This window comes from Haladaptatus sp. CMAA 1909, assembly GCF_043952005.1.
Classification (GTDB): domain Archaea; phylum Halobacteriota; class Halobacteria; order Halobacteriales; family Haladaptataceae; genus Haladaptatus.
In genome coordinates, this window is the sequence record NZ_JBIOAV010000001.1 from 1,859,383 (window position 1) to 1,879,209 (window position 19,827).

The 19,827-nt window shown below is 64.3% G+C and carries 19 protein-coding genes and 1 pseudogene; 10 read left to right on the forward strand and 10 right to left on the reverse strand.

All coding sequences use genetic code 11. From position 1 onward, the window contains the following. The first annotated feature begins 98 nt into the window (after positions 1-98). From ACGYLY_RS10270 to ACGYLY_RS10305, 8 genes and pseudogenes are all read left to right on the forward strand, one after another. Positions 99-1,328, forward strand: a pseudogene (locus tag ACGYLY_RS10270) (LeuA family protein). A gap of 438 nt (positions 1,329-1,766) precedes the next feature. Continuing rightward, entirely contained in the window at positions 1,767-3,530 is a 1,764-nt protein-coding gene (gene ilvB / locus ACGYLY_RS10275) for a biosynthetic-type acetolactate synthase large subunit (RefSeq protein ID WP_395284121.1), read from the forward strand. Then, positions 3,527-4,246 (forward strand): acetolactate synthase small subunit, encoded by a 720-nt coding sequence (gene ilvN, locus ACGYLY_RS10280; protein ID WP_395281731.1) that lies wholly within the window; start codon positions 3,527-3,529, stop codon positions 4,244-4,246. The genes ilvB and ilvN overlap by 4 nt, the downstream gene beginning before the upstream one ends. Before the next feature lie 12 nt (positions 4,247-4,258). Further along, on the forward strand, positions 4,259-5,320 hold the full coding sequence (gene ilvC, locus ACGYLY_RS10285; protein ID WP_395281730.1) for a ketol-acid reductoisomerase: 1,062 nt from the start codon (positions 4,259-4,261) through the stop codon (positions 5,318-5,320). Continuing rightward, a complete protein-coding gene (locus ACGYLY_RS10290; protein ID WP_395281729.1) occupies positions 5,313-5,600 on the forward strand; it encodes a hypothetical protein in 288 nt (95 codons plus the stop codon). The genes ilvC and ACGYLY_RS10290 overlap by 8 nt, the downstream gene beginning before the upstream one ends. Then, entirely contained in the window at positions 5,597-7,018 is a 1,422-nt protein-coding gene (leuC, locus tag ACGYLY_RS10295) for a 3-isopropylmalate dehydratase large subunit (RefSeq protein ID WP_395281728.1), read from the forward strand. The genes ACGYLY_RS10290 and leuC overlap by 4 nt, the downstream gene beginning before the upstream one ends. Then, entirely contained in the window at positions 7,015-7,614 is a 600-nt protein-coding gene (gene leuD, locus ACGYLY_RS10300) for a 3-isopropylmalate dehydratase small subunit (RefSeq protein ID WP_395281727.1), read from the forward strand. Before leuC ends, leuD begins: the two co-directional genes overlap by 4 nt. After that, a complete protein-coding gene (locus tag ACGYLY_RS10305) occupies positions 7,611-8,591 on the forward strand; it encodes an isocitrate/isopropylmalate dehydrogenase family protein (protein ID WP_395281726.1) in 981 nt (326 codons plus the stop codon). The genes leuD and ACGYLY_RS10305 overlap by 4 nt, the downstream gene beginning before the upstream one ends. A gap of 16 nt (positions 8,592-8,607) precedes the next feature. Here ACGYLY_RS10305 and ACGYLY_RS10310 read toward each other — a convergent pair whose 3' ends face one another. Further along, complete coding sequence (locus ACGYLY_RS10310) at positions 8,608-8,841, reverse strand: hypothetical protein (protein WP_395281725.1); 234 nt, start codon at positions 8,839-8,841, stop codon at positions 8,608-8,610. Between the two features lie 186 nt (positions 8,842-9,027). Between ACGYLY_RS10310 and ACGYLY_RS10315 the strand changes: the two genes are divergently transcribed. After that, entirely contained in the window at positions 9,028-9,471 is a 444-nt protein-coding gene (locus ACGYLY_RS10315) for a VOC family protein (RefSeq protein ID WP_395281723.1), read from the forward strand. 4 nt (positions 9,472-9,475) lie between these two features. Here ACGYLY_RS10315 and ACGYLY_RS10320 read toward each other — a convergent pair whose 3' ends face one another. The 9 genes from ACGYLY_RS10320 to ACGYLY_RS10360 form a co-directional block, all read right to left on the reverse strand. Further along, on the reverse strand, positions 9,476-9,886 hold the full coding sequence (locus ACGYLY_RS10320; protein WP_395281721.1) for a hypothetical protein: 411 nt from the start codon (positions 9,884-9,886) through the stop codon (positions 9,476-9,478). Positions 9,887-9,942: 56 nt separating this feature from the next. Continuing rightward, on the reverse strand, positions 9,943-10,740 hold the full coding sequence (locus tag ACGYLY_RS10325) for an ABC transporter permease (protein ID WP_395281720.1): 798 nt from the start codon (positions 10,738-10,740) through the stop codon (positions 9,943-9,945). Further along, on the reverse strand, positions 10,737-11,744 hold the full coding sequence (locus ACGYLY_RS10330) for an ATP-binding cassette domain-containing protein (RefSeq protein WP_395281718.1): 1,008 nt from the start codon (positions 11,742-11,744) through the stop codon (positions 10,737-10,739). The genes ACGYLY_RS10325 and ACGYLY_RS10330 overlap by 4 nt, the downstream gene beginning before the upstream one ends. A gap of 46 nt (positions 11,745-11,790) precedes the next feature. Then, complete coding sequence (locus tag ACGYLY_RS10335; protein ID WP_395281717.1) at positions 11,791-13,107, reverse strand: aspartate aminotransferase family protein; 1,317 nt, start codon at positions 13,105-13,107, stop codon at positions 11,791-11,793. A 10-nt stretch (positions 13,108-13,117) separates the two neighbouring features. Then, positions 13,118-14,455, reverse strand: coding sequence for a dicarboxylate/amino acid:cation symporter (locus ACGYLY_RS10340; RefSeq protein WP_395281715.1), 1,338 nt, complete (start codon positions 14,453-14,455; stop codon positions 13,118-13,120). A 269-nt stretch (positions 14,456-14,724) separates the two neighbouring features. After that, positions 14,725-16,476: a dihydroxy-acid dehydratase gene (ilvD, locus tag ACGYLY_RS10345; RefSeq protein ID WP_395281714.1), complete on the reverse strand. Its 1,752-nt coding sequence runs from the start codon at positions 16,474-16,476 to the stop codon at positions 14,725-14,727. 83 nt (positions 16,477-16,559) lie between these two features. Continuing rightward, the gene (locus tag ACGYLY_RS10350) at positions 16,560-17,939 is read right to left on the reverse strand and encodes an FAD-dependent oxidoreductase (protein WP_395281713.1); all 1,380 of its coding nucleotides are present in this window, start codon (positions 17,937-17,939) and stop codon (positions 16,560-16,562) included. Between the two features lie 91 nt (positions 17,940-18,030). Next, positions 18,031-18,261: a hypothetical protein gene (locus ACGYLY_RS10355; RefSeq protein WP_395281712.1), complete on the reverse strand. Its 231-nt coding sequence runs from the start codon at positions 18,259-18,261 to the stop codon at positions 18,031-18,033. A gap of 73 nt (positions 18,262-18,334) precedes the next feature. Next, entirely contained in the window at positions 18,335-19,219 is an 885-nt protein-coding gene (locus tag ACGYLY_RS10360) for a sulfurtransferase (protein ID WP_395281711.1), read from the reverse strand. A gap of 106 nt (positions 19,220-19,325) precedes the next feature. Between ACGYLY_RS10360 and ACGYLY_RS10365 the strand changes: the two genes are divergently transcribed. Further along, complete coding sequence (locus ACGYLY_RS10365; protein WP_395281710.1) at positions 19,326-19,607, forward strand: hypothetical protein; 282 nt, start codon at positions 19,326-19,328, stop codon at positions 19,605-19,607. Positions 19,608-19,827 lie beyond the last annotated feature (220 nt).

Here is a 19,827-nt window from a genome sequence, read left to right on the forward strand (position 1 = left end):
CGATGTCCGTCGATTTTCTCCGAGCCCTTGTCGTCGAGAAGATGAGATAATTTTGCCACCACCTGTCGGAGCGCCACGCTTATATAGGAGGTCGGCAATTGAACCGAGTACAATGTCAAACAACGACATGACCCCTAACAGGGGGGGTCGAGTTCTTCGAGGGCACGTTAGCCCACACCGACGAGATTGATTCAGTTCGGATTTTCGACACGACACTCCGCGACGGGGAGCAGACGCCACGCACCTCGTTTACGCCGGACGAAAAGCGCGAAATCGCGACGAAGCTGGACGAGATGGGGACCCACGTCATCGAGGCGGGCTTCCCGGCCAACGGCGACGCCGAGTTCGCGGCCGTCCGCGACATCGCGGAGTCCACTAGCTCGACGACCTGTGCATTGGCACGAATCGTCGACGGCGACGTGGAAACCGCGCTGGACACCGGCGCGGAGATGGTACACGTCTTCGCTTCGACCAGCGACGTGCAAATCGAGGATTCGATGCACACGACGCGCGAGGACGTGACGGAACGTGCCGTGAAAGCGGTCGAACGCGTCGCCGAAGCGGGAGCGATTCCGATGTTCTCGCCGATGGACGCGACGCGAACGGACCCCGACTACATGGCCGAAATCGTCGACGCCGTCAGCGAGGCGGGTGCCGAGTGGATCAACATCCCCGACACCTGCGGCGTCGGCACGCCGAGTCGGTTCGCCGACTTGGTCTCCCATGTTCGGGACCACACCGACGCGCGCATCGACGTTCACACGCACGACGACTTCGGGATGGCCACCGCGAACGCCATCGCCGGCGTGGAGGCGGGCGCGGACCAAGTACAGGTCAGCGTCAACGGCATCGGCGAACGCGCCGGAAACGCGGCCTTCGAGGAAGTCGTCATGGCCATCGAGAGCGTCTACGGCGTCGATACCGGAATCGACACGGAACGCATCACGGAACTGTCGGAGATGATAGCGGAGTACAGCGCGGTGGACATCCCGGTGAACAAACCCGTCGTGGGGGCGAACGCGTTCGCCCACGAGAGCGGGATTCACGCCGCGGGCGTCATCGAGAACAGCGACACGTTCGAGACGGGCGTGATGAAACCGGAGATGGTCGGGGCACACCGCGAGTTCGTCCTCGGCAAACACACCGGAACTCACGCGGTACGGCAGCACCTGCAACAGTCCGGGTTCGTCCCGACTGACTCCGAGGTACGCCAAATCACGCGCCGGGTCAAAGACCGCGGTGCGAAGAAGAACCGCGTGACGGTGAGCGACGTACAGCGATTCGCCCGCGAACTGGGCGTCGATTCTAGCGAGGAGGCGCAGGCGTAACCATGGCCTCCCGTCGTTTCACGACCCGCCGTGAGCCACGGCCAACACGACCCTGCAAGAATTGCCCGGCACGTAAGGGCTATTTGTGTCGCGGCACGAACGATGTTCACACAGATGCCACGACGACGTTCGACCCGCGGTTCGCAGCTGTCGAGCGTTGCGGCCGTGGAGCGCGTACGCATTATTGTAGGGGTCTAGCTACCCCTCACCTCTTCTCACCCCGAACCGGCACGAATCGAACTCCCAACAGCACGACGCATACGCGCAAACGATGAGCACACGACCGCAATCAGACACAGGCACACGACCGTACGCGGACCAGTATCGACCGATGAACGCGAATCGAACCGAGGTGACGGGGCCGTGAGCGAAGGCACCGTCAACCCGGTTTCCCGTGAGACGGACGACGAGCGGGAAACGAAGGCCACGGAGAAAGAAATGGAGGCGACGCCCGAAGCGGAATCGGACGCGCCGGATGCGGCGTCCGAAGCGGCTACGAAGGAGGCACAGACGGGCGCACAGTCGCTCGTCTCGACGCTGGAAGCTGCGGGCGTCGAAACGATGTTCGGCGTGCAGGGCGGGGCTATCATGCCCGTCTACGACGCGCTGTTCGACTCGGACATCCACCACGTGACGATGGCCCACGAACAGGGCGCGTCCCACGCGGCGGACGCCTACGGCGTGGTCAAAGGCGCCCCGGGCGTCTGTCTCGCAACCTCCGGACCGGGCGCGACGAACCTCGTCACCGGCATCGCCGACGCCAACATGGATTCCGACGCGATGGTCGCCCTGACGGGACAGGTTCCCTCGGGAATGGTCGGCTCCGACGCGTTTCAGGAGACGGATACGACGGGAGTCACCACCCCAATCACGAAACACAACTACTTCGCGGGCGACCCGAACACCGTCGGCGACATGGTCGGCGAGGCGTTCGCGCTCGCCGAGACGGGACGTCCCGGTCCGACGCTCGTGGACCTGCCGAAGGACGCGACGCTGGGCGAAACGGATGGCCTCGAAACCGGAAAGACGGAAACGCCCGAGACGTACTCCCCGCAGACGGAGGCGGAATCGGACGCCGTCGAAGCGGCGGCGAGAGCTATCAACGGCGCCGAAAAACCGTTGTTCCTGTTCGGCGGCGGCGTCGTCAAGGGCGAGGCCTCCGAGGAGGCCCGGCAGTTCTCCATCGAACACGGGATTCCCGTGGTGACGACTATGCCCGCCATCGGGTCGATGCCCGAGGACCACGACCTCTGTCTGTCGTGGGCGGGGATGCACGGCACCGGCTACGCCAACATGGCCGTCACGCACTGTGACGTGCTGATAGCCGTCGGCTGTCGGTTCGACGATCGACTGACCGGCGGCGTCGACACGTTTGCACCGGAGGCCGAGGTCGTTCACATCGACATCGACCCGGCCGAGATTTCGAAGAACGTCCACGCGGACTACCCGCTCGTCGGCGACGCCGGGACGGTCCTCGAACAACTCGAAACGGAGGTGTCATCGGTCCAATCGGGCGACGACTGGGGCGAGTGGCGAGAACAGTGTTCGACGTGGAAGGAGGAGTTCCCGCTGACCTACGACACGCCGGACGACGAACCGCTGAAACCGCAGTTCGTGGTCGAGGCGCTGGACGAGGCGACGGACGACGACGCCATCGTCACGACCGGCGTCGGTCAGCACCAGATGTGGGCCGCGCAGTTCTGGACGTACCGCAGTCCGCGAACGTGGGTGTCCAGTCACGGTCTGGGAACGATGGGCTACGGTCTGCCCGCCGCGATCGGCGCTCGGTTCGCGGCCGACGACGACCAGCAGGTCGTCTGTGTCGACGGCGACGGCTCCTTCCAGATGACGATGCAGGAGCTATCCGTGGCGGTTCGAGAGAATCTCGATATTACCGTCGTCATCCTGAACAACGAGTACATCGGGATGGTTCGCCAGTGGCAGGACGCCTTCTTCGAGGGTCGGCGGATGGCCGCCGAGTACGACTGGTGTCCGGAGTTCGACAAACTGGCCGAAGCGTTCGGCGCGAAAGGGTTCGCCGTGGACTGTTACGACGAAGTGGCCGACACCATCGAGGAGGCGCTGGCCTACGACGGCCCGTCGGTCATCGACTTCCACGTGGACCCCGACGCGAACGTCTATCCGATGGTGCCGAGCGGCGGCGCGAACGGGAAGTTCGCCCTCTCGGAGGACCAACTATGAGCGGGGAAGACTCCACGGACGACGGAGCGGCGCGGAACACGTCTGCGGGAATGCCCGGCAGCGCGCCCGACGACCGGCCGCATCCCGACGGCCGCCGAAACGAGCAGGGTATCCGAATCGACCCGGAAGCGGAGGCGGAGCCGCGACGGCGGACCGCCGTCGTCTCCGCGCTGGTCGAACACGAACCGGGCGTCCTCTCGCGCGTCTCCGGGTTGTTCTCCCGGCGGCGATTCAACATCGAGAGCCTGACCGTCGGCCCGACGACGGTGGACGGCCACGCGCGTATCACCCTCGTGGTCGAGGAGACCGAATCCGGCATCGACCAAGTGGAAAAGCAACTGGCGAAACTCAAGCCCGTCATTCAGGTGGGCGAGGTGGACGACCCCGCCGTCCGCGCCGAGTTGGTGCTGCTGAAGGTGCGCGGCGACAAGCCCGACGAAGTGCACGCAATCACGCAGATGTACGAGGGCCAAACGTTAGATGCCGGGCCGCGAACCATCACGGTACAGATCACTGGAGACCAGCAGAAGATCGACGACGCGGTGGACGCCTTCCACCAGTTCGGCATCATCGAAATCGCACGAACCGGCCAGACGGCATTGGCACGCGGCGACACGCCGACGACGCCGGGCGAGGAACCGGGGCATTCCACCGAACCGCCGGAAAACCCGCACAGCGCGGAAGACAGCGAGACGGCGAACACGAACGAAAACTGAGGACTACCAACAATGACGAATCAACAAGACGCGACGATCTACTACGACGACGACGCGGACGATAGCTACCTGAACGACAAGACCGTGGCCGTACTCGGCTACGGCAGTCAGGGCCACGCCCACGCACAGAACCTCGCGGAGAGCGGGGTGGACGTGGTCGTCGGTCTGCGCGAGGACTCTTCCTCCCGAAAAGCGGCGGAGGACGACGGACTCCGCGTCGCGACCCCGAAGGAAGCCGCGAGCGAGGCGCAGGTCGTCTCGGTACTCGTTCCGGACACCGTGCAACCCGCGGTGTACGCCGACATCGAATCCGAACTCGAAGCGGGCGACACCCTGCAGTTCGCCCACGGGTTCAACATCCACTACGGCCAGATCGAACCGTCCGAGGACGTGGACGTGACGATGATAGCGCCGAAGTCGCCGGGACACCTCGTGCGCCGGAACTACCAAGCCGACGAGGGAACGCCGGGGCTGCTCGCGGTCTATCAGGATGCGACCGGCGAGGCGAAAGAGGAGGCGCTCGCCTACGGGAAAGCCATCGGCTGTACCCGCGCCGGCGTGGTCGAAACCTCGTTCCAAGAGGAGACGGAAACCGACCTGTTCGGCGAGCAAGCCGTCCTCTGTGGCGGCGTCACGGAACTCATCAAGGCGGGCTACGAGACGCTCGTGGACGCGGGGTACTCGCCCGAGATGGCCTACTTCGAGTGTCTGAACGAGATGAAGCTCATCGTGGACCTGATGTACGAGGGCGGCCTCGGCGAGATGTGGGATTCGGTCTCCGACACCGCCGAATACGGCGGTCTGACCCGCGGGGAAGTCGTCGTGGACGACCACGCCCGTGAGAACATGGAACAGGTGCTCGAAGAGGTGCAGAACGGCGAGTTCGCTCGCCAGTGGATCGTCGAAAATCAGGCCGGGCGCCCGTCGTACCGCCAGAAGCGGACGGCCGAGAAGAACCACGAAATCGAGGAGGTCGGGGACCGTCTCCGCCAACTGTTCTCGTGGTCGGAAACGGAAAGCGGGGAATCGGAATCCGACGAAACGGAACAGGAGCGGGTGACAGCCGATGACTAGCGATGTTCCGAAGGAACGTCGAAAAGAGAACGGTGAAACCGTGAGCAGCGATGGTCCGGAGACGATGGGGGAGATAAGCCACGTCCACCCCTACGCCGACCGGGGAGCGATGACGCGGGTGTTCAGCCGCGGCCGGGTCGCCACGGACGGCGGAGCGAGCGAATCGAGCGACGAAGAATCGGAAACGATGGCCGACATCGAACACGAACCGCCCGCGGGAGCGGGTGACTCGGCGAGTGTGTTCGAACGCGGCCACGAATACCGGGTACAGTATCGATGAGCGAGGGAACGCTCTACGACAAGGTGTGGGACCGACACCGGGTGACTGACCTGCCGACGGGGCAGACCCAGTTGTTCGTCGGCCTGCACCTCGTCCACGAGGTGACGAGTCCGCAGGCGTTCGGAATGCTGGAGGAGCGCGACATGGAAGTCGCGTATCCGGAACGCACGCACGCGACGGTAGATCACATCGTTCCGACCGCGGACCAGTCGCGCCCGTACGCCGACGACGCGGCGGAGGAGATGATGTCCGAACTGGAGGAGAACGTCCGCGAGGCGGGCATCGACTTCTCGCACCCGAAATCGGGCGACCAGGGCATCGTTCACGTCATCGGGCCGGAGCAGGGGTTGACCCAACCCGGCATGACCATCGTCTGCGGCGACAGCCACACCGCGACGCACGGCGCGTTCGGCGCGCTGGCGTTCGGTATCGGGACGAGCCAGATTCGTGACGTGCTCGCCACCGGAACCATCGCGATGGAAAAACAGAAGGTGCGCCGGATTCGCGTCACGGGCGAACTCGGCGAGGGCGTCTCGGCAAAGGACATCGTCCTCGAAATCATCCGCCGCCTCGGCACCGACGGCGGCGTCGGCTACGTGTACGAGTACGCGGGCGAAGCCATCGAGAACTTGGACATGGAAGGCCGGATGAGCATCTGCAACATGTCCATCGAGGGCGGCGCTCGCGCGGGGTACATCAACCCCGACGAGACGACGTACGAGTACCTGCACGAGACTGACGCCTTTAGCGACGACCCCGAGAAGTTCGAGGAACTGAAATCCTACTGGGAGTCCGTGCGCTCGGACGAGGACGCGACGTACGACGACGAAGTCGTCATCGACGGCGACGAACTCGAACCGATGGTGACGTGGGGAACGACCCCCGGACAGGGCGTCGGCATCACGGAACCGATTCCGGACCCCGACGACCTGCCGAAAGACAAGCGGGAGACGGCACGACAGTCACAGGAACACATGCGCGTCGAACCCGGCGAAACGATGGCGGGCTACGACATCGACGTGGCGTTCGTGGGTTCGTGTACGAACGCTCGACTGCCGGATTTGCGACGCGCCGCAGCGGTCGTGAAGGGACGCGAGGTTCACGACGACGTGCGGGCGATGGTCGTTCCCGGCAGCCAACGCGTGAAAGCCGCCGCGGAGGAGGAAGGATTGGACGAAATCTTCCGCGAGGCCGGTTTCGACTGGCGCGGTGCCGGTTGTTCGATGTGTCTCGGCATGAACGACGACCAACTCGACGGCGACGAGGCCAGCGCCTCCTCTTCGAACCGTAACTTCGTGGGACGGCAGGGTAGTCCCGAGGGACGGACTGTCCTCATGAGTCCGGAGATGGTCGCGGCCGCCGCCATCCGCGGCGAAGTGACCGACGTGCGCGAACTGCCGGAGGTGGCGAGCGCATGACGGAGGAGGTCACGCACGAATCCGGAACCGGAATCGCCGTCCGCGGCAACGACATCGACACGGACCAGATAATTCCGGCCCGGTTCATGAAGGTCGTCACCTTCGACGGATTGGGGCAGTTTTCGTTCTTCGACCAGCGGTTCGACGAGAACGACGACCCGCAACCGCACCCGTTCAACCGCGACGAACACGAGGGCGCGTCGATACTGGTCGTCAACGCCAACTTCGGCTGTGGCTCCTCGCGCGAACACGCGCCGCAGGCGCTCGCTCGGTGGGGCATCGACGCCATCGTGGGCGAGAGCTTCGCTGAAATCTTCGCGGGTAACTGCCTCGCGCTCGGGATTCCGACCGTCACCGCCGACGCCGAAACGGTCGAGGCGTTGCAGGACTTCGTCGAGGAGAACCCCGACGCCGAAATCGAGGTCGACGTGGCGGACGAGACGGTCAGCTACGACGGCGACACCGTGGACGCGAACGTGGACGACGCCCAGCGACAGGCGCTCGTGGAGGGCGTCTGGGACACGACGGCGCTGATGAAGTCGAACGAAGCTGCGATCGAAAAGACGGCCCAGAGCCTCCCCTACGTGGAACAATGAGCGAGCAAATCGCGGTCATCCCCGGCGACGGAATCGGGCAGGAAGTCGTCCCCGCGGCGCGGCAGGTACTCGAAGCCGTCGAACCGGACTTCGAGTTCGTGACCGGACACGCGGGCGACGCCGTGAAGGAGGAGACGGGAACGGCGCTTCCCGAGGAAACACGCGCTCTCGTCGCGGAATCCGACGCGACGCTGTTCGGCGCGGCGGGCGAGACGGCGGCGGCGGTCATCCTCCCGCTTCGCGGCGTGGTGGATTCGTTCGTCAACGTGCGCCCCGCGCGGGCCTACCCCGGCACCGACGCGCTCCGACCCGAGACGGACCTCGTGTTCCTCCGCGAGAACACGGAGGGCGTCTACGCGGGTCACGAATCGCGGCTGAGCGACGACGTGGCGACGCTGACCCGCGTCGTCACCGAATCCGCCTCCGAACGACTCGCCGAGTTCGCGTGCGAGTACGTCGAGGGACGCGACGAGGAGTCGTTCACCATCGCCCACAAGGCGAACGTGATGCGAGAGACGGACGGCGTGTTCCGCGACACGGTGGACCGCGTCGCGGACGTCCACACCATCCCGCACGACGAAATGCTGATGGACGCGCTGGCGACGAACCTCTGCTTGCACCCCGAGGAGTTCGACGTCATCGTCTGTCCGAACCTCGCCGGCGACGTGCTTTCGGACCTCGCGGCCGGACTGGTCGGTGGATTGGGCCTGCTCCCGTCCGCGAACATCGGCCCGGACAACGCGCTGTTCGAACCCGTCCACGGCACCGCCCCGGACATCGCGGGCGAGGGCGTTGCCAACCCGGCGGCGACCATGCTCTCGGCAGCAATGCTGCTGGAGCATCTGGACTACCACGAGGAGGGCGCGGCGGTTCGACGGGCGGTCGAATCCGTGCTGTCGGACGGCCCGCGAACGCCGGACCTCGGCGGCGACGCGACCACCGAGGACGTGACGGAAGCGGTGCTGTCGCGGTTGTAACGTCCGTCTTCTTTCTTCAGGGCCAAGCGGCGAGGAGTACCATCAAAACGCCGACAGCGCCAAGCACGCCGAAGCCGAGTCGCGTCGTGACGACCTTCCAGTCGGCGGGTTCGACGTCGCTCACCGGCGTCGTGCTTCCGATGGCGTCGGCTTGCTCGCTCATTCGGGCGAAGTAGTAGTCAAATCGAGTACCGAGCGCGCCGAGGGTTATGGCACCGAACCCGACGAGCATCGTTCCGAAATCGATCATTGTCGGGGAGATTGGTGCGTGCGATAAATGCTTTCTGCACTGAACGATGGGGTCGGTGTCATCGTTCGGTACGTGGAGGACATGATACGAATCCGCCGTTTCACGCCCGAAAAGGGAAACAGACTGCCTATCGGGCAACGGTGACCGGACCGGAACGACCATTCGCCTATCCGAAGAAGTGACTGCATGGACCTCCTCGACGGAGTGTACGAGACGCACGTGGACGTGGCCGATTTGGAGCGATCGATGGACTTCTACGGCGACACGCTCGGCCTCGAACTCGGTCGGCACGAACAGGGAAGAAAAATCGCCTTCTACTTCACTGGGACCCCGCGCTCGATGCTCGGCGTGTGGGAGAAGGAGGACCCGCAGCGGAGCCACTTCGCGTTTCGCGTGGCGGAGGAGGAAATCGACGAGATGCTTCCCTTCCTCGAAAACCGCGGCATCGAACCCCGTACCGCCTTCGGCGTCGAACCGGACCCCATCGTCCACCCGTGGATGCCGAGCGCGACGGTCTACTTCTCGGACCCCGACGGGAACTCGCTGGAACTGCTGGCGGACCTGTCCGATGACCCCGACCCGGATGGCGACCCGATGCCGCTGAGCGAGTGGCGCGAGCGACGGGAGTAGTTCGCTACGTCGCGCTCCAGCCGTCGATTTCTCCGGCGTCGGCGAGGTACGCGAGAAGGAAGGCGACGAGAGAGGTACACATCCCCGCGACGAAACTCTCGATTTTCGCACTCGGGATGTCGATAGTGAACATCGTCCACCAAACGCTGACGGCGAAGAGCACGAGGGCAACCGTACGCCCGGCGACGCCGATGTCTCGAAACCACTGCCCGAATCGCTTTCCGAGGCTCGTAGTTCCGGCGGGACCCATTCCGAACCCGCACAGCACGAAACCGACAGCGACCCACGCCCACGAGATCTCGTCGTACGGGTAGAGGTTAATTGCCGTCGAAATGCTGAACAGAACGACGATGCCGACCTCCATCCACGTCGGGGGACGGTCGGGAAACCAGTTGGAGACGGTTCGGGAGACCACGACAGGCCGCTATTGTAACGTCTGCTACTAATAAACTCGTGTGCTCGGCGAACCGCTCAGTCGGTCAACCCGTACCCCTTTCGGAACAGGTACGTGTCGATGCCCATCACGACGAGCGTCAGTCCCGTCAGCACGGCCAGCGAGAGGTTCGGGTCGAGTTCCGACGCGCCGAGGAAGCCGTACCGGACGCCGTCGACCATGTACACCATCGGGTTGAGCAGGGTGAGGGTCCGAAGGAGGTCCGACTTGAGACTGCCGAGCGTGTAGAACACGCCGCCGAAGAAGACGAGCGGACGGACGATGAACTGGTTCATCATCGTCAGGTTGTCCCAGTCGTCGGCCCAGAGGCCGCCGATCACGCCGAAACTGGAGAAGAGGAGCGTGATGACGACCGCGAAGGCGACGAGGTAGAAGGGACGGGCGACGCCGACGGACGTGAAGAACGCGCCGAGGACGGCGATGAGCGCCCCGACGAGGATGCCCCGCGTCGCCCCCGAGACGATGTAGGAGGCGACCATCCGCGAGTACGACATCGGCGAGGTCAGCGTCTCCTCGATGTAGCGGTTCCAGCGGCCGTGGAAGATGGAGAAACAGGAGTTCTCGAAGGCGTTGGAGATGGCTCCCAACACGACCAGTCCGGGGAGGATGAAGACGATGTAATCGACCGAGTGGCCGCCGAATTTCATCTGCCCCACTCGATTGCCGAGGATGACGCCGAACACGGAGAAGTACAGCACGTTCGTCACGAACGGCGGGACGAACGTGTTCCGCGGCCGACGAAGGAATCGGAGGATTTCCCGGCGCGTCAGCGTGACGAATCCGGTGAGACCGGACGAATCGGTTTCGGTGCTCACGCCTTCTCACCGCCCGTAACCGCGGCCGGTTCGTTGTCCGCTCGCTTCCCGTCTGCCGGTTCGTCCCGCCCGCCCGTGCTCTCGTCCGCCCGCGTCATCTCGACGAACACCTCTTCGAGCGACGTGCGCGAGATGTCGAAGTGGACGATTTCGAACCCCTTCCGGTCGAGTTCGCGGACGAGTTCCGGGGCGAGCAGTCCCGCTTCCGGTGCAGTGACGACGAGTTCGTCGCCGTCCAGTTCGACGTCCTGAATCCTGTCACGACCTGCCGACAGGTGCGGCGCGGATTCCGGCGGGTCGCGGAGCGAAATCGTGACCTTGTCCGGACCGCGGTCCATCAGTTCCTCGGGGCTCGCCACCTCCACGATTTCGCCCGAGTCGAGGATGGCGACTTCGTCACAGAGGCGTTCGGCCTCCTCGATGTAGTGGGTCGTGAGCAGAATCGTGGTCCCCGCCTCGTTGAGTTCGGTGATGAGGTCCCACAGGTCGTGGCGCAACTGCACGTCCACCCCAGCGGTCGGTTCGTCCAGGATGAGCAGGTCGGGTTCGGTGATGAGCGCCCGCGCGAGGACGAATCGTCGCTTCATCCCGCCGGAGAGCCAATCGAAGCGCGTGTCGCGCTTGTCGTAGATGCCGACCCGTCGGAGGACCTCGTCCGCGCGCTCTCCAGCCTCCTGCCGCGGAATCCCGTGATAACCCGCCTTGTGTTCCAACACCTCACGAATCGGGAAGAATCGATCCACGTTGAACTCCTGTGGCGCGAGGCCGATTCGGTCGCGCGCCTCGCGGTAATCGTCTTCGACGTCCGCGCCGAACACCTCCGCCGACCCGCCGGACTTCTTCACGAGGCCGACGAGGATGTTGATGAACGTCGTCTTACCCGCCCCGTTCGGGCCGAGCAGGCCGAAAAACGACCCCTTCGGAACGTCGAGGTCGACCCCATCGAGCGCCCGTACCTCCCCGTACTCCTTTTCCAGACCGCGTATTCGTATCGCAGAATCCATTCGGAAAACGGTAGTCGACGGGCGCGGTTAAGGGTGCTGAACCCGGTCAAAGGTTCCCAAACACGTCGTCGGCGTCGGCGAGATAGTCCGCCAGTTCCGCCTCCCCGTGTGCGAAAGAGAGGTGGTGTCGCTTGTACGGGTTCGGCGTGAAGAAGTGGCCGCGTTCGCGCATCCCTGCCGCGAACTCGCGGAACCGCCCCTCGTCCAAGCCGAGTACGTCCTCGTAGTTCTCCGGTTCCCCCGTCACGCCGAACTGGACGCTGAAGATGCTCCTGTGGCCGACGACCCGACCCTCGATGTCGTGGTCCGAGAGCAGGTCCCGGAGTCCGTCCCGATACTCGTCACCGAGGTCGGTGACGTGGCGCTGTACGTCCTCCTCGACGATGGCGTCGAGGGTTTCGCGCGCCGCGGCAAGTCCGGGCAGGTTGCCAGAGTACGTCCCGCTGATGACGACGCCGGATTCGTTGTCGCCGCCCGCCTGCGCGAGCAGGTCCTCTCGCCCGCCGACCGCCGCGACGGGATAGCCGTTTCCGAGGGCTTTCGCCACGCAGGTCAGGTCGGGCGTGACGCCGAACTCGCCCTGCGCGCCGTGCGGCGAGTGACGGAAACCGGTGATGACCTCGTCGAAGACGAGCGGAACGTCGGCGTCGGCGGTCACCTCGCGGAGCGTTTCGAGGAACTCCCGTCGTGGCAGGATGCACCCGACGGAGTGGGGAACGGGTTCGAGGATGACGGCCGCGAGGTCGTCACCGTGTTCGCGGAAGACTTCCTCCACGGCCTCGCCATCGTTGAACGGGACGACGAGGGTGTTCTCGACGGCGGACGAGAGCATCCCCTCGGATTCGGGGTACCCACCGCCGAGTTCGTCCTCCGGCGGGTAGACGCTCACGTCCACGTAGTCGTGCCAGCCGTGGTAGCAACCTTCGAACTTCAAAATTTTCTCGTTACCCGTGTACGCTCGTGCGAGTCGAATCGCGTGGTACGTCGCCTCGCTCCCGCTGTTGCAGAAGTTGACCTGCTCGACGCCGGGGAGGAGGGAGGTCAGTCGCTCGGCCACCTCGACTTCGAGGGGAGTCGTCCCCGCGCCGTAGAGGACGCCGTCACCGATGGCGCTTCGTGCGGCGTCGTCCACCCGGTCGTATGCGTGTCCGAGGATGATGGGGCCGAATCCGAGGTGGTAATCGGTGTACTCCTCGCCGTCAACCGTGGTCAGCGTCGCCCCCTTCGCTCGTTCGAACGCGACGTCACCCGTATCGTAGGCCTGCGCCCGAAGTCCGGTCTGTGCGCCGCCCGGGATCACCTCGCGGGCGCGTTCGACGATTCGCTCGCTCCGCGTCGTCTCGGTCGTCGGTTCCGAATTCATGGAAGGGAGGTTAGTCGCCGCCCGTGATAGTGTTGGGCGTGTCATCCGCGTCGATGCTCTCGTCGTCGACCCACACGCCGGTGCCGAAGTCGATGGCATCGTTCCACTTGGCCACGAGCGTCGTCACCGCGAGGTCGCCGGTGATGTTGTTCATCGTCCGCATCCGGTCGAGCAGCGGGTCGATGCCGAGGACGAACGCGATGGCCTGAATCGGCAGGCCGACCTGCGTGAACACGACGGTCATCATGACGATGCTCGCGCCCGGAACGCCCGCGGTTCCGACGCTGGCGATGAGCGCCGTGACGAGGATGCTCAACTGTTCCGAGATCGTGAGCGTCTTCCCGACCACGTTTGCCGTGAAGATGGCGGCGATACCGAGGTACATCGCCGTTCCGTCCATGTTGATGGTCGCGCCGAGCGGCAGGGAGAAACTGTATACCTCCTGGTCGATGCCGAGGTTTTCGTCCGCGTTCGACATCGTGACCGGGAGCGTCCCGCTCGACGAGCGGATGCTCAACGCCGTTACCATGGCGTCCTTCCCGCCGCGGACGAAGTCCATGGGGGAGTGACCGACGAGTCCGCGGACGATGACGAGGAGGTACACGATCGAGATCTGGAGGCCGATGGCGATGGCGAGCGTGGCGAAGAGCTTGAACAGGGAGAGGATGGCCTCCGGCCCCGTCTGTGCGAACAGCGCGGCCATCAGCGCGAACACGCCGATGACGCCGTACTCCATGATTCCCCAGACGATTTTGAACATCACTTCGGCACCCGCCTCGACCACGTCGAACGTCGTCTGAACGCCGTTGTAGACGTCCGAACCCTCTTCGGCCTCGTCGCGGACGACCGTCAGGCCGACACCGAACGCCAGCGCGAAGAAGATGACGCCGAGGATTTTCCCCTCCGCCATCGCGCTGAACGGGTTCTCGGGGACGATGTTGAGGAGCACGCTCGCGAGTCCCGACGCCTGCTTCGTCTCGACGGCCGGTTTCGCCAGCGCGTCCTTGAGGTGCAAGCCGACGCCGGGTTCGATGAGGTTCGCCACGCCGAGGCCGATGGCGATGGCGACGCCGGTGGTGAGGAGATACAGGAGGATGACCTGCCCGCCGACCTTGCCGAGGTTCTTTGGCGAGAGGTTCCGCGCCGCCATGATGAGGGTAAAGACGACGATGGGAACGATGACCATCTTCAACAATCGAACGAAGAGGTCGCCGAGCGGTTGGAGGTTCGTCGCCGGTTCGCCGACCACGAGTCCCACGACGGACCCGAGGACGAACGCCGCCGCGATACGGTAGATGATGGCGACAGACCGGTAGCGCCGCCATGCCTGTTGGACAATACTTGCCATACGTCTCCAATAGTACTCAAAAACGATGCAAAAATACTTCGGTTCGGCTCAAAATATAGAAATAAATTCGAATAACGACTATTATATTGAATCGATATAGTTTTCATCGAGGGAGAACCAGGCGGTTATCGATGTCGCTGTTGTCCGTTGTTTCCCCGGATAGAGCTTCGCTCGTCGCGTTCTCCCCACACCGGAACCGTGTTCACTCGCCGGAAAGTCTGCAAAACGGAACGTTTGTAAGCTGGAAGAGTTTGTGAAAGAATTCCGTCTTACTCCCGCTTCGCACCCGGATTCGTCACCGCACCGTTGGCCGCGGAGCCGAACGTTTCGCCGTATTTGGCGAGGACGCCGGACGTGTACCGCGGGTCGTTCGGTTCCCAGTCGTCCAACCGAGCGTCGAGTTCCTCCTCGGAGAGGTCCACGGAGAGTTCGCGGTTCGGAATGTCGACCGTGACTTCGTCTCCGTCCTCGACTACCGCGATTGGGCCGCCGTCGCGAGCCTCCGGGGCGACGTGGCCGACCATCGGACCGCGGGTCGCGCCGGAGAACCGCCCGTCCGTGAGGAGCGCCACGTCGTCCTCGTGGCCCTGTCCGACGACGGCCGCCGTCACGCCGAGCATCTCGCGCATTCCGGGGCCGCCGCGCGGCCCCTCGTTTCGGATGACAATGACGTCGCCGGACTCGATGCCGCCTTCCTGCACGTACTTCATCGCATCCTCCTCGTTCTCGAAGACGCGGGCCGGGCCGCTGTGGTGGAATTTGTCCTCCCCTGTGACCTTCAGGACCGACCCGTCGGGCGAGAGGTTGCCCTTCAGGATCTTGATGGCCCCTTCCTCGTGGAACGGGTCGTCCACGGGACGGAGGAAGTCGGCGTCCGACTCGCCGCCTCGCGGGCCTTGCCCGCTCGAATCCGAGGCGCTTCTCGCCTCGCTCCCGAGATGGTCGAGTTCCTCCTCGATGGTGCGGCCCGTCACGGTCATGGCGTCGCCGTGGATGTAGCCCCCGTCGAGCAGTCGGCGGAGGACGACGGGGATACCGCCCTCGTCGTGGAGGTCCTTCATGACCCGCGTGCCGCCGGGTTGGAGGTTGGCGATTTTGGGCGTCCGGCGCGATATTTCGTCGAAGTCGTCGATGTTGAGTTCGATGCCGGCCTCCGCCGCGAGCGCGAGGAGGTGAAGCACGGCGTTGGTCGAACCGCCCATCGCCACCTGCATCGTGATGGCGTTCTCGAACGATTCCCGCGTCAGGATGTCCGACGGCTTGCGGTCGTTCTCGACGGCGTCCAGGACGAGTTCGCCCGCCCCTTCGGCGACTTTGTACCGTTCCGGCGATTCGGCGGGAGGACTGGCCGAACCGAGGGGTGCGAGGCCGAGGGTTTCGCTCATGGTCGCCATCGTGTTCGCGGTGAACATCCCGCCGCAGGATCCCGCACCGGGACAGGCGTCGTGTTCGAGTTCGACCAACTCGTCCTCGGTCATGTCGCCGTGGGCCACCGCACCGACGCCCTCGAAGACGTTCTGGACCGTCACCTCCCGCCCTTCGTGTTTGCCGGGGAGAATCGACCCGCCGTACAGGAAGACGGTCGGCAGGTCGGTACGGATGGCCGCCATCATCATGCCGGGGAGGTTCTTGTCGCACCCTGCGACCGTGACGAGGGCGTCCACGCGTTCGCCGAAGGCGACGAGTTCGACGCTGTCGGCGATGACCTCCCGCGAGATGAGACTGGCCTTCATCCCCTCGGTCCCCATGGAGATGGCGTCGGAAATCGTGATGGTGCCGAACTCGATGGGCATGCCCCCCGCCTCGTTCACGCCGTCGATGGCCGCCCCGGCCACGTCGTCCAGGTGGACGTTACAGGGCGTGATGTCGGCCGCCGGGTTCGCCACCGCCACCATCGGCGAGGAGAGGTCGTCGTCGTCGAACCCCATCGCGCGGAACATCGACCGATGCGGCGCGCGTTCCGGTCCTTCCGTCACTTCTCTGCTTCGCAACGACTCGTCCTTCTCTGAACTGTTGCTCATGACTGTGAGTATGGGTAACGAGGTGTGTTAAACCCTCCCGAATCGACAGACCTTGCTGTCGAATCCGTCGCACGGTTCGGCGGTCACGCTCGATGACGTCCTTGCGTGACCGACAATCCCGTCGGTTTGAGGACGCGCCACGCGAGGGGCGGACGGAACAGCGACGTGGGCGGTTGCTCCATCGTCATCACTCGAAGGAACGCGGCGGACAGCACGTCGTCGGTGTGCGCCTTGCGAAGCAACCGGGAGAGATACCGACCGATGACATCGGTACCGCGTGGTTTGGAACCGATCGTTCGTTCGAACCCGAAATCGTTCCCGACCGCCAGCAACCACGCGGTATCGATGACCGACGCGGCGCGGTCGAAAAAGCGGAGCGCGAGGCGGTCGAAACCGCCCGCAGACACGGTGTGGTGGAGAACCAGCGCTTCGAGCGCCGCCACCGACATACCCTGCGCGTACACCGGATTGTAGCTGGCGATGGCGTCACCGACGACGAGTAGCCCTTCGGGAAATCGGTCGAGATTTTCGTAGCGGTATCGCCGATTTGACGGGAACGGATAGCGGTCGATGCGCCCGGAAACCGGCGGGTGGTCGTCGAGTAATCGCTTCAGTTCGGGGATGGGAAGGCTCCCCGCGAATTCCGAGAACTCCCCGAAATCCGTCGGCGGAATGTCACCGTGGACGCCGTTCACGTTCACCACCCAGCGGTCACCTTCAACGGGTGCGGCCATGCCACCGCGAGTGCGGGGCGAGGACGGCGGCACGAGATACGTCCGGAGGTCGTCGGGGGGTCGGTCGACGAACGTCGTGCTGTACGTCACGTCGATACGGACCGTATCGAGCGGCGGCGACGTGTAACCGTGGCTCACCAGCCAGTTCGGCGTTCTGCTCGTCCGGCCGGTGGCGTCGACCACCAAATCGGCGTGTAACTCCGTCCGCTCAGTGCCGTCGCGGACGGCGATACCCTCGACGGTCGTCACCGCGTCGTCGTGGAGGTACTCCGTAAACCGACAGTTCGGGCGCACCCGCACCCGGTCGAGTTCGGAGACGTGGCGTCGGGCCACCTGCTCGAACAGCGGCCGACTCGCGGAAATCGTCTCCATGCGGTTCGGTCCGTGGGCGAGAAAGTCACCCTCGCTGTAGAAGTTCACGTCGGTGGAGAAATCGAGGACCGTTCCACCGGCCGAGACGACGTCCTCGCTGAATCCCGGAAACAGGTCCTCCAGCGTCGCCCGCCCGGCCTCCATGAGCGCGTGCGGTTGGCGTCCCTGTGGTACGCCACGCCGTGCAACCGGTTCGTCTGGGAACGAATCCCGGTCGATGAGCCTGACCTCCTCGAACCAATCGGTCAGCACCCGCGCGGTAACCAGCCCGGACATCCCCGCTCCGATCACCACCGCCGTCCCGCTCCTGTCGGTCGGTTTTGTGCCGTCGTACCGTGGAACGGTTGCCAAGGTCATGCGGACACTCCTCCCCATCGTTGGCTTCGCCCAGGTGTGTGTTAACTGTTGCCATGGGGTCGGGGACGGAGAGATGACGATGCGGCGTCGATCACTTCAGTTCGGAGAGAACTTCGTCCACCAACTCCCGCGCCCGTTCGACGTGTGCGTCCGCTTCCTCGCTGCCAGTTTCCTCGACGTGTGAGAGCAGGTCGTCCGCCTGCGAGATGCGCTTTTCCACGACCGATTCGGGTGCGCCTCTGGCGTCCCCGACGACCGCCTGTGCTTCGCCGAGGTACTGACTCGGACGGGTAGCGACCGGCAGGGACGCCGTCGCTTCCAAATGGTCGTACAGGTCCGCGACGAGTCGATGAAGGTCGGAGATGGTCGTGATTCGTGGGCGGCGGAAGAAGAAGTTACTCCTCGCCGGTTTCGATGGGTGCCCGGACCAAGTTCCCCCATTCGGTCCACGACCCGTCGTAGTTGCGCACGTCGTCGAAGCCGAGCAGTTCGTGAAGCGCGAACCACTCGATGGACGAGCGCTCGCCGACGCGGCAGTAGGCGATGATGGACTCCTCGCCGTCCACGTCGTGGTCGGCGTACAGTTCGCGCAGTTCGTCGGCCGACTTGAACGTTCCGTCGTCGGCGAGAACCTGTGCAACTGGGACGCTACTCGCGCCGGGGATGTGGCCGCCGCGCTGGGCCGTCTCCTGCAACCCTTCGGGGGCGATGATCTCGCCCGTGAACTCCTCCGGCGAGCGCACGTCCACGAGCGGCAGGCCGGACTCGATGGCCTTGTCCACGTCGTCCTTGTACGCCCGAATGCTCTCGAAGGGACCGCGGGCGTGGTACTCCTGTGCCGGGTGGTCGGGGACCTCCTCGGTCAGTTCGTAGTCGTTTTCGACCCAGTAGTCCTTCCCGCCGTTCAGCACGCGGGCGTCCTCGTGGCCGTAGTATTTGAACTCCCAGTAGGCGTACAGCGCGAACCAGTTGGGAATGTGTCCGTCGCCGTAGAAGACGACGGTCGAGTCCTCCGTGATTCCGGCGTCGCCCGCAACCTCCTCGAAGTCCTCTTTCTTCAGGATGTCGCGCTCGGTTTCGTCCGAGAGGTCCTCGTCCCAGTGCAACCCGATCGCACCGGGAATGTGTCCGTCGTCGTAGCGCGACGGGAAATCCCCCTCCGGCGATTCCGGACTGTTCACCTCTACGAGTCGATAGTCGGGGTCGTCGCTCTCGAATTCCTCCCTGTGGTCTTCCACCCAATCCGCCGAAACGAGAACGTCGTTTGCGTACTCTGGCATCGAACTCTGGACGACGCCGCGCGGCAAAACTCTCCCGGCCGGCGCGAGCAGGGTCGGAGCCACCGCTACCAGCAGGACTACTTTCGTGCCCGACGTGGTTCGGCACATGTCACGCACCTCGATACGCGAAACGGTTTCGACGCTCCGGGAGTCGCGGGAGGCGATTCACGAGGGGAAAATCGCCATCGCCGAAGCCAACGTCGAACTTCGAACGCGCTACAACCGCGCCCGGCGTCGAATCGACGACGTCGACCGCGCCATCGACCTGCTTCGGGAGGACGGTCCCGACACCGACCTCCGCGACCTGTTCGAACTGCTCGACGACGATACGTCCACCCGACGCGCCGCCGATCGCGGCAACGGCGAAGTCGTCGCCCCGTCACGCTGACCTCTCGACGGGAATACGTGCCATCCGAGTCGCCCCGTTCCTCCCACCGGTCTCGTATCAGTCGTCTATCTTTCCGACACAGTTTTTACGAATGTTGAAAAATCATTTGATGGATGGGAACTGAACTGCCGTCATTTGGAACTGAAGGAAAGGAATGGAAAACATAAGCGGCAAATTTATAAACAATACCTCTTATCTTCTACGCACAGGAGAGCCAGTT

Bases quoted from the DNA above. Each gene is read 5' to 3' on its own strand.
- ACGYLY_RS10360 (WP_395281711.1), bottom strand. From the start codon at position 19,219: ATGCCAGAGTACGCAAACGACGTTCTCGTTTCGGCGGATTGGGTGGAA.
- ACGYLY_RS10340 (WP_395281715.1), bottom strand. From the start codon at position 14,455: ATGGCAAGTATTGTCCAACAGGCATGGCGGCGCTACCGGTCTGTCGCC.
- ACGYLY_RS10335 (WP_395281717.1), bottom strand. From the start codon at position 13,107: ATGAATTCGGAACCGACGACCGAGACGACGCGGAGCGAGCGAATCGTC.
- ilvC (WP_395281730.1), top strand. From the start codon at position 4,259: ATGACGAATCAACAAGACGCGACGATCTACTACGACGACGACGCGGAC.
- ACGYLY_RS10350 (WP_395281713.1), bottom strand. From the start codon at position 17,939: ATGACCTTGGCAACCGTTCCACGGTACGACGGCACAAAACCGACCGAC.
- ACGYLY_RS10365 (WP_395281710.1), top strand. From the start codon at position 19,326: ATGTCACGCACCTCGATACGCGAAACGGTTTCGACGCTCCGGGAGTCG.
- leuC (WP_395281728.1), top strand. From the start codon at position 5,597: ATGAGCGAGGGAACGCTCTACGACAAGGTGTGGGACCGACACCGGGTG.
- ACGYLY_RS10330 (WP_395281718.1), bottom strand. From the start codon at position 11,744: ATGGATTCTGCGATACGAATACGCGGTCTGGAAAAGGAGTACGGGGAG.
- leuD (WP_395281727.1), top strand. From the start codon at position 7,015: ATGACGGAGGAGGTCACGCACGAATCCGGAACCGGAATCGCCGTCCGC.
- ACGYLY_RS10290 (WP_395281729.1), top strand. From the start codon at position 5,313: ATGACTAGCGATGTTCCGAAGGAACGTCGAAAAGAGAACGGTGAAACC.
- ilvB (WP_395284121.1), top strand. From the start codon at position 1,767: ATGGAGGCGACGCCCGAAGCGGAATCGGACGCGCCGGATGCGGCGTCC.
- ACGYLY_RS10310 (WP_395281725.1), bottom strand. From the start codon at position 8,841: ATGATCGATTTCGGAACGATGCTCGTCGGGTTCGGTGCCATAACCCTC.
- ilvN (WP_395281731.1), top strand. From the start codon at position 3,527: ATGAGCGGGGAAGACTCCACGGACGACGGAGCGGCGCGGAACACGTCT.
- ilvD (WP_395281714.1), bottom strand. From the start codon at position 16,476: ATGAGCAACAGTTCAGAGAAGGACGAGTCGTTGCGAAGCAGAGAAGTG.
- ACGYLY_RS10315 (WP_395281723.1), top strand. From the start codon at position 9,028: ATGGACCTCCTCGACGGAGTGTACGAGACGCACGTGGACGTGGCCGAT.
- ACGYLY_RS10305 (WP_395281726.1), top strand. From the start codon at position 7,611: ATGAGCGAGCAAATCGCGGTCATCCCCGGCGACGGAATCGGGCAGGAA.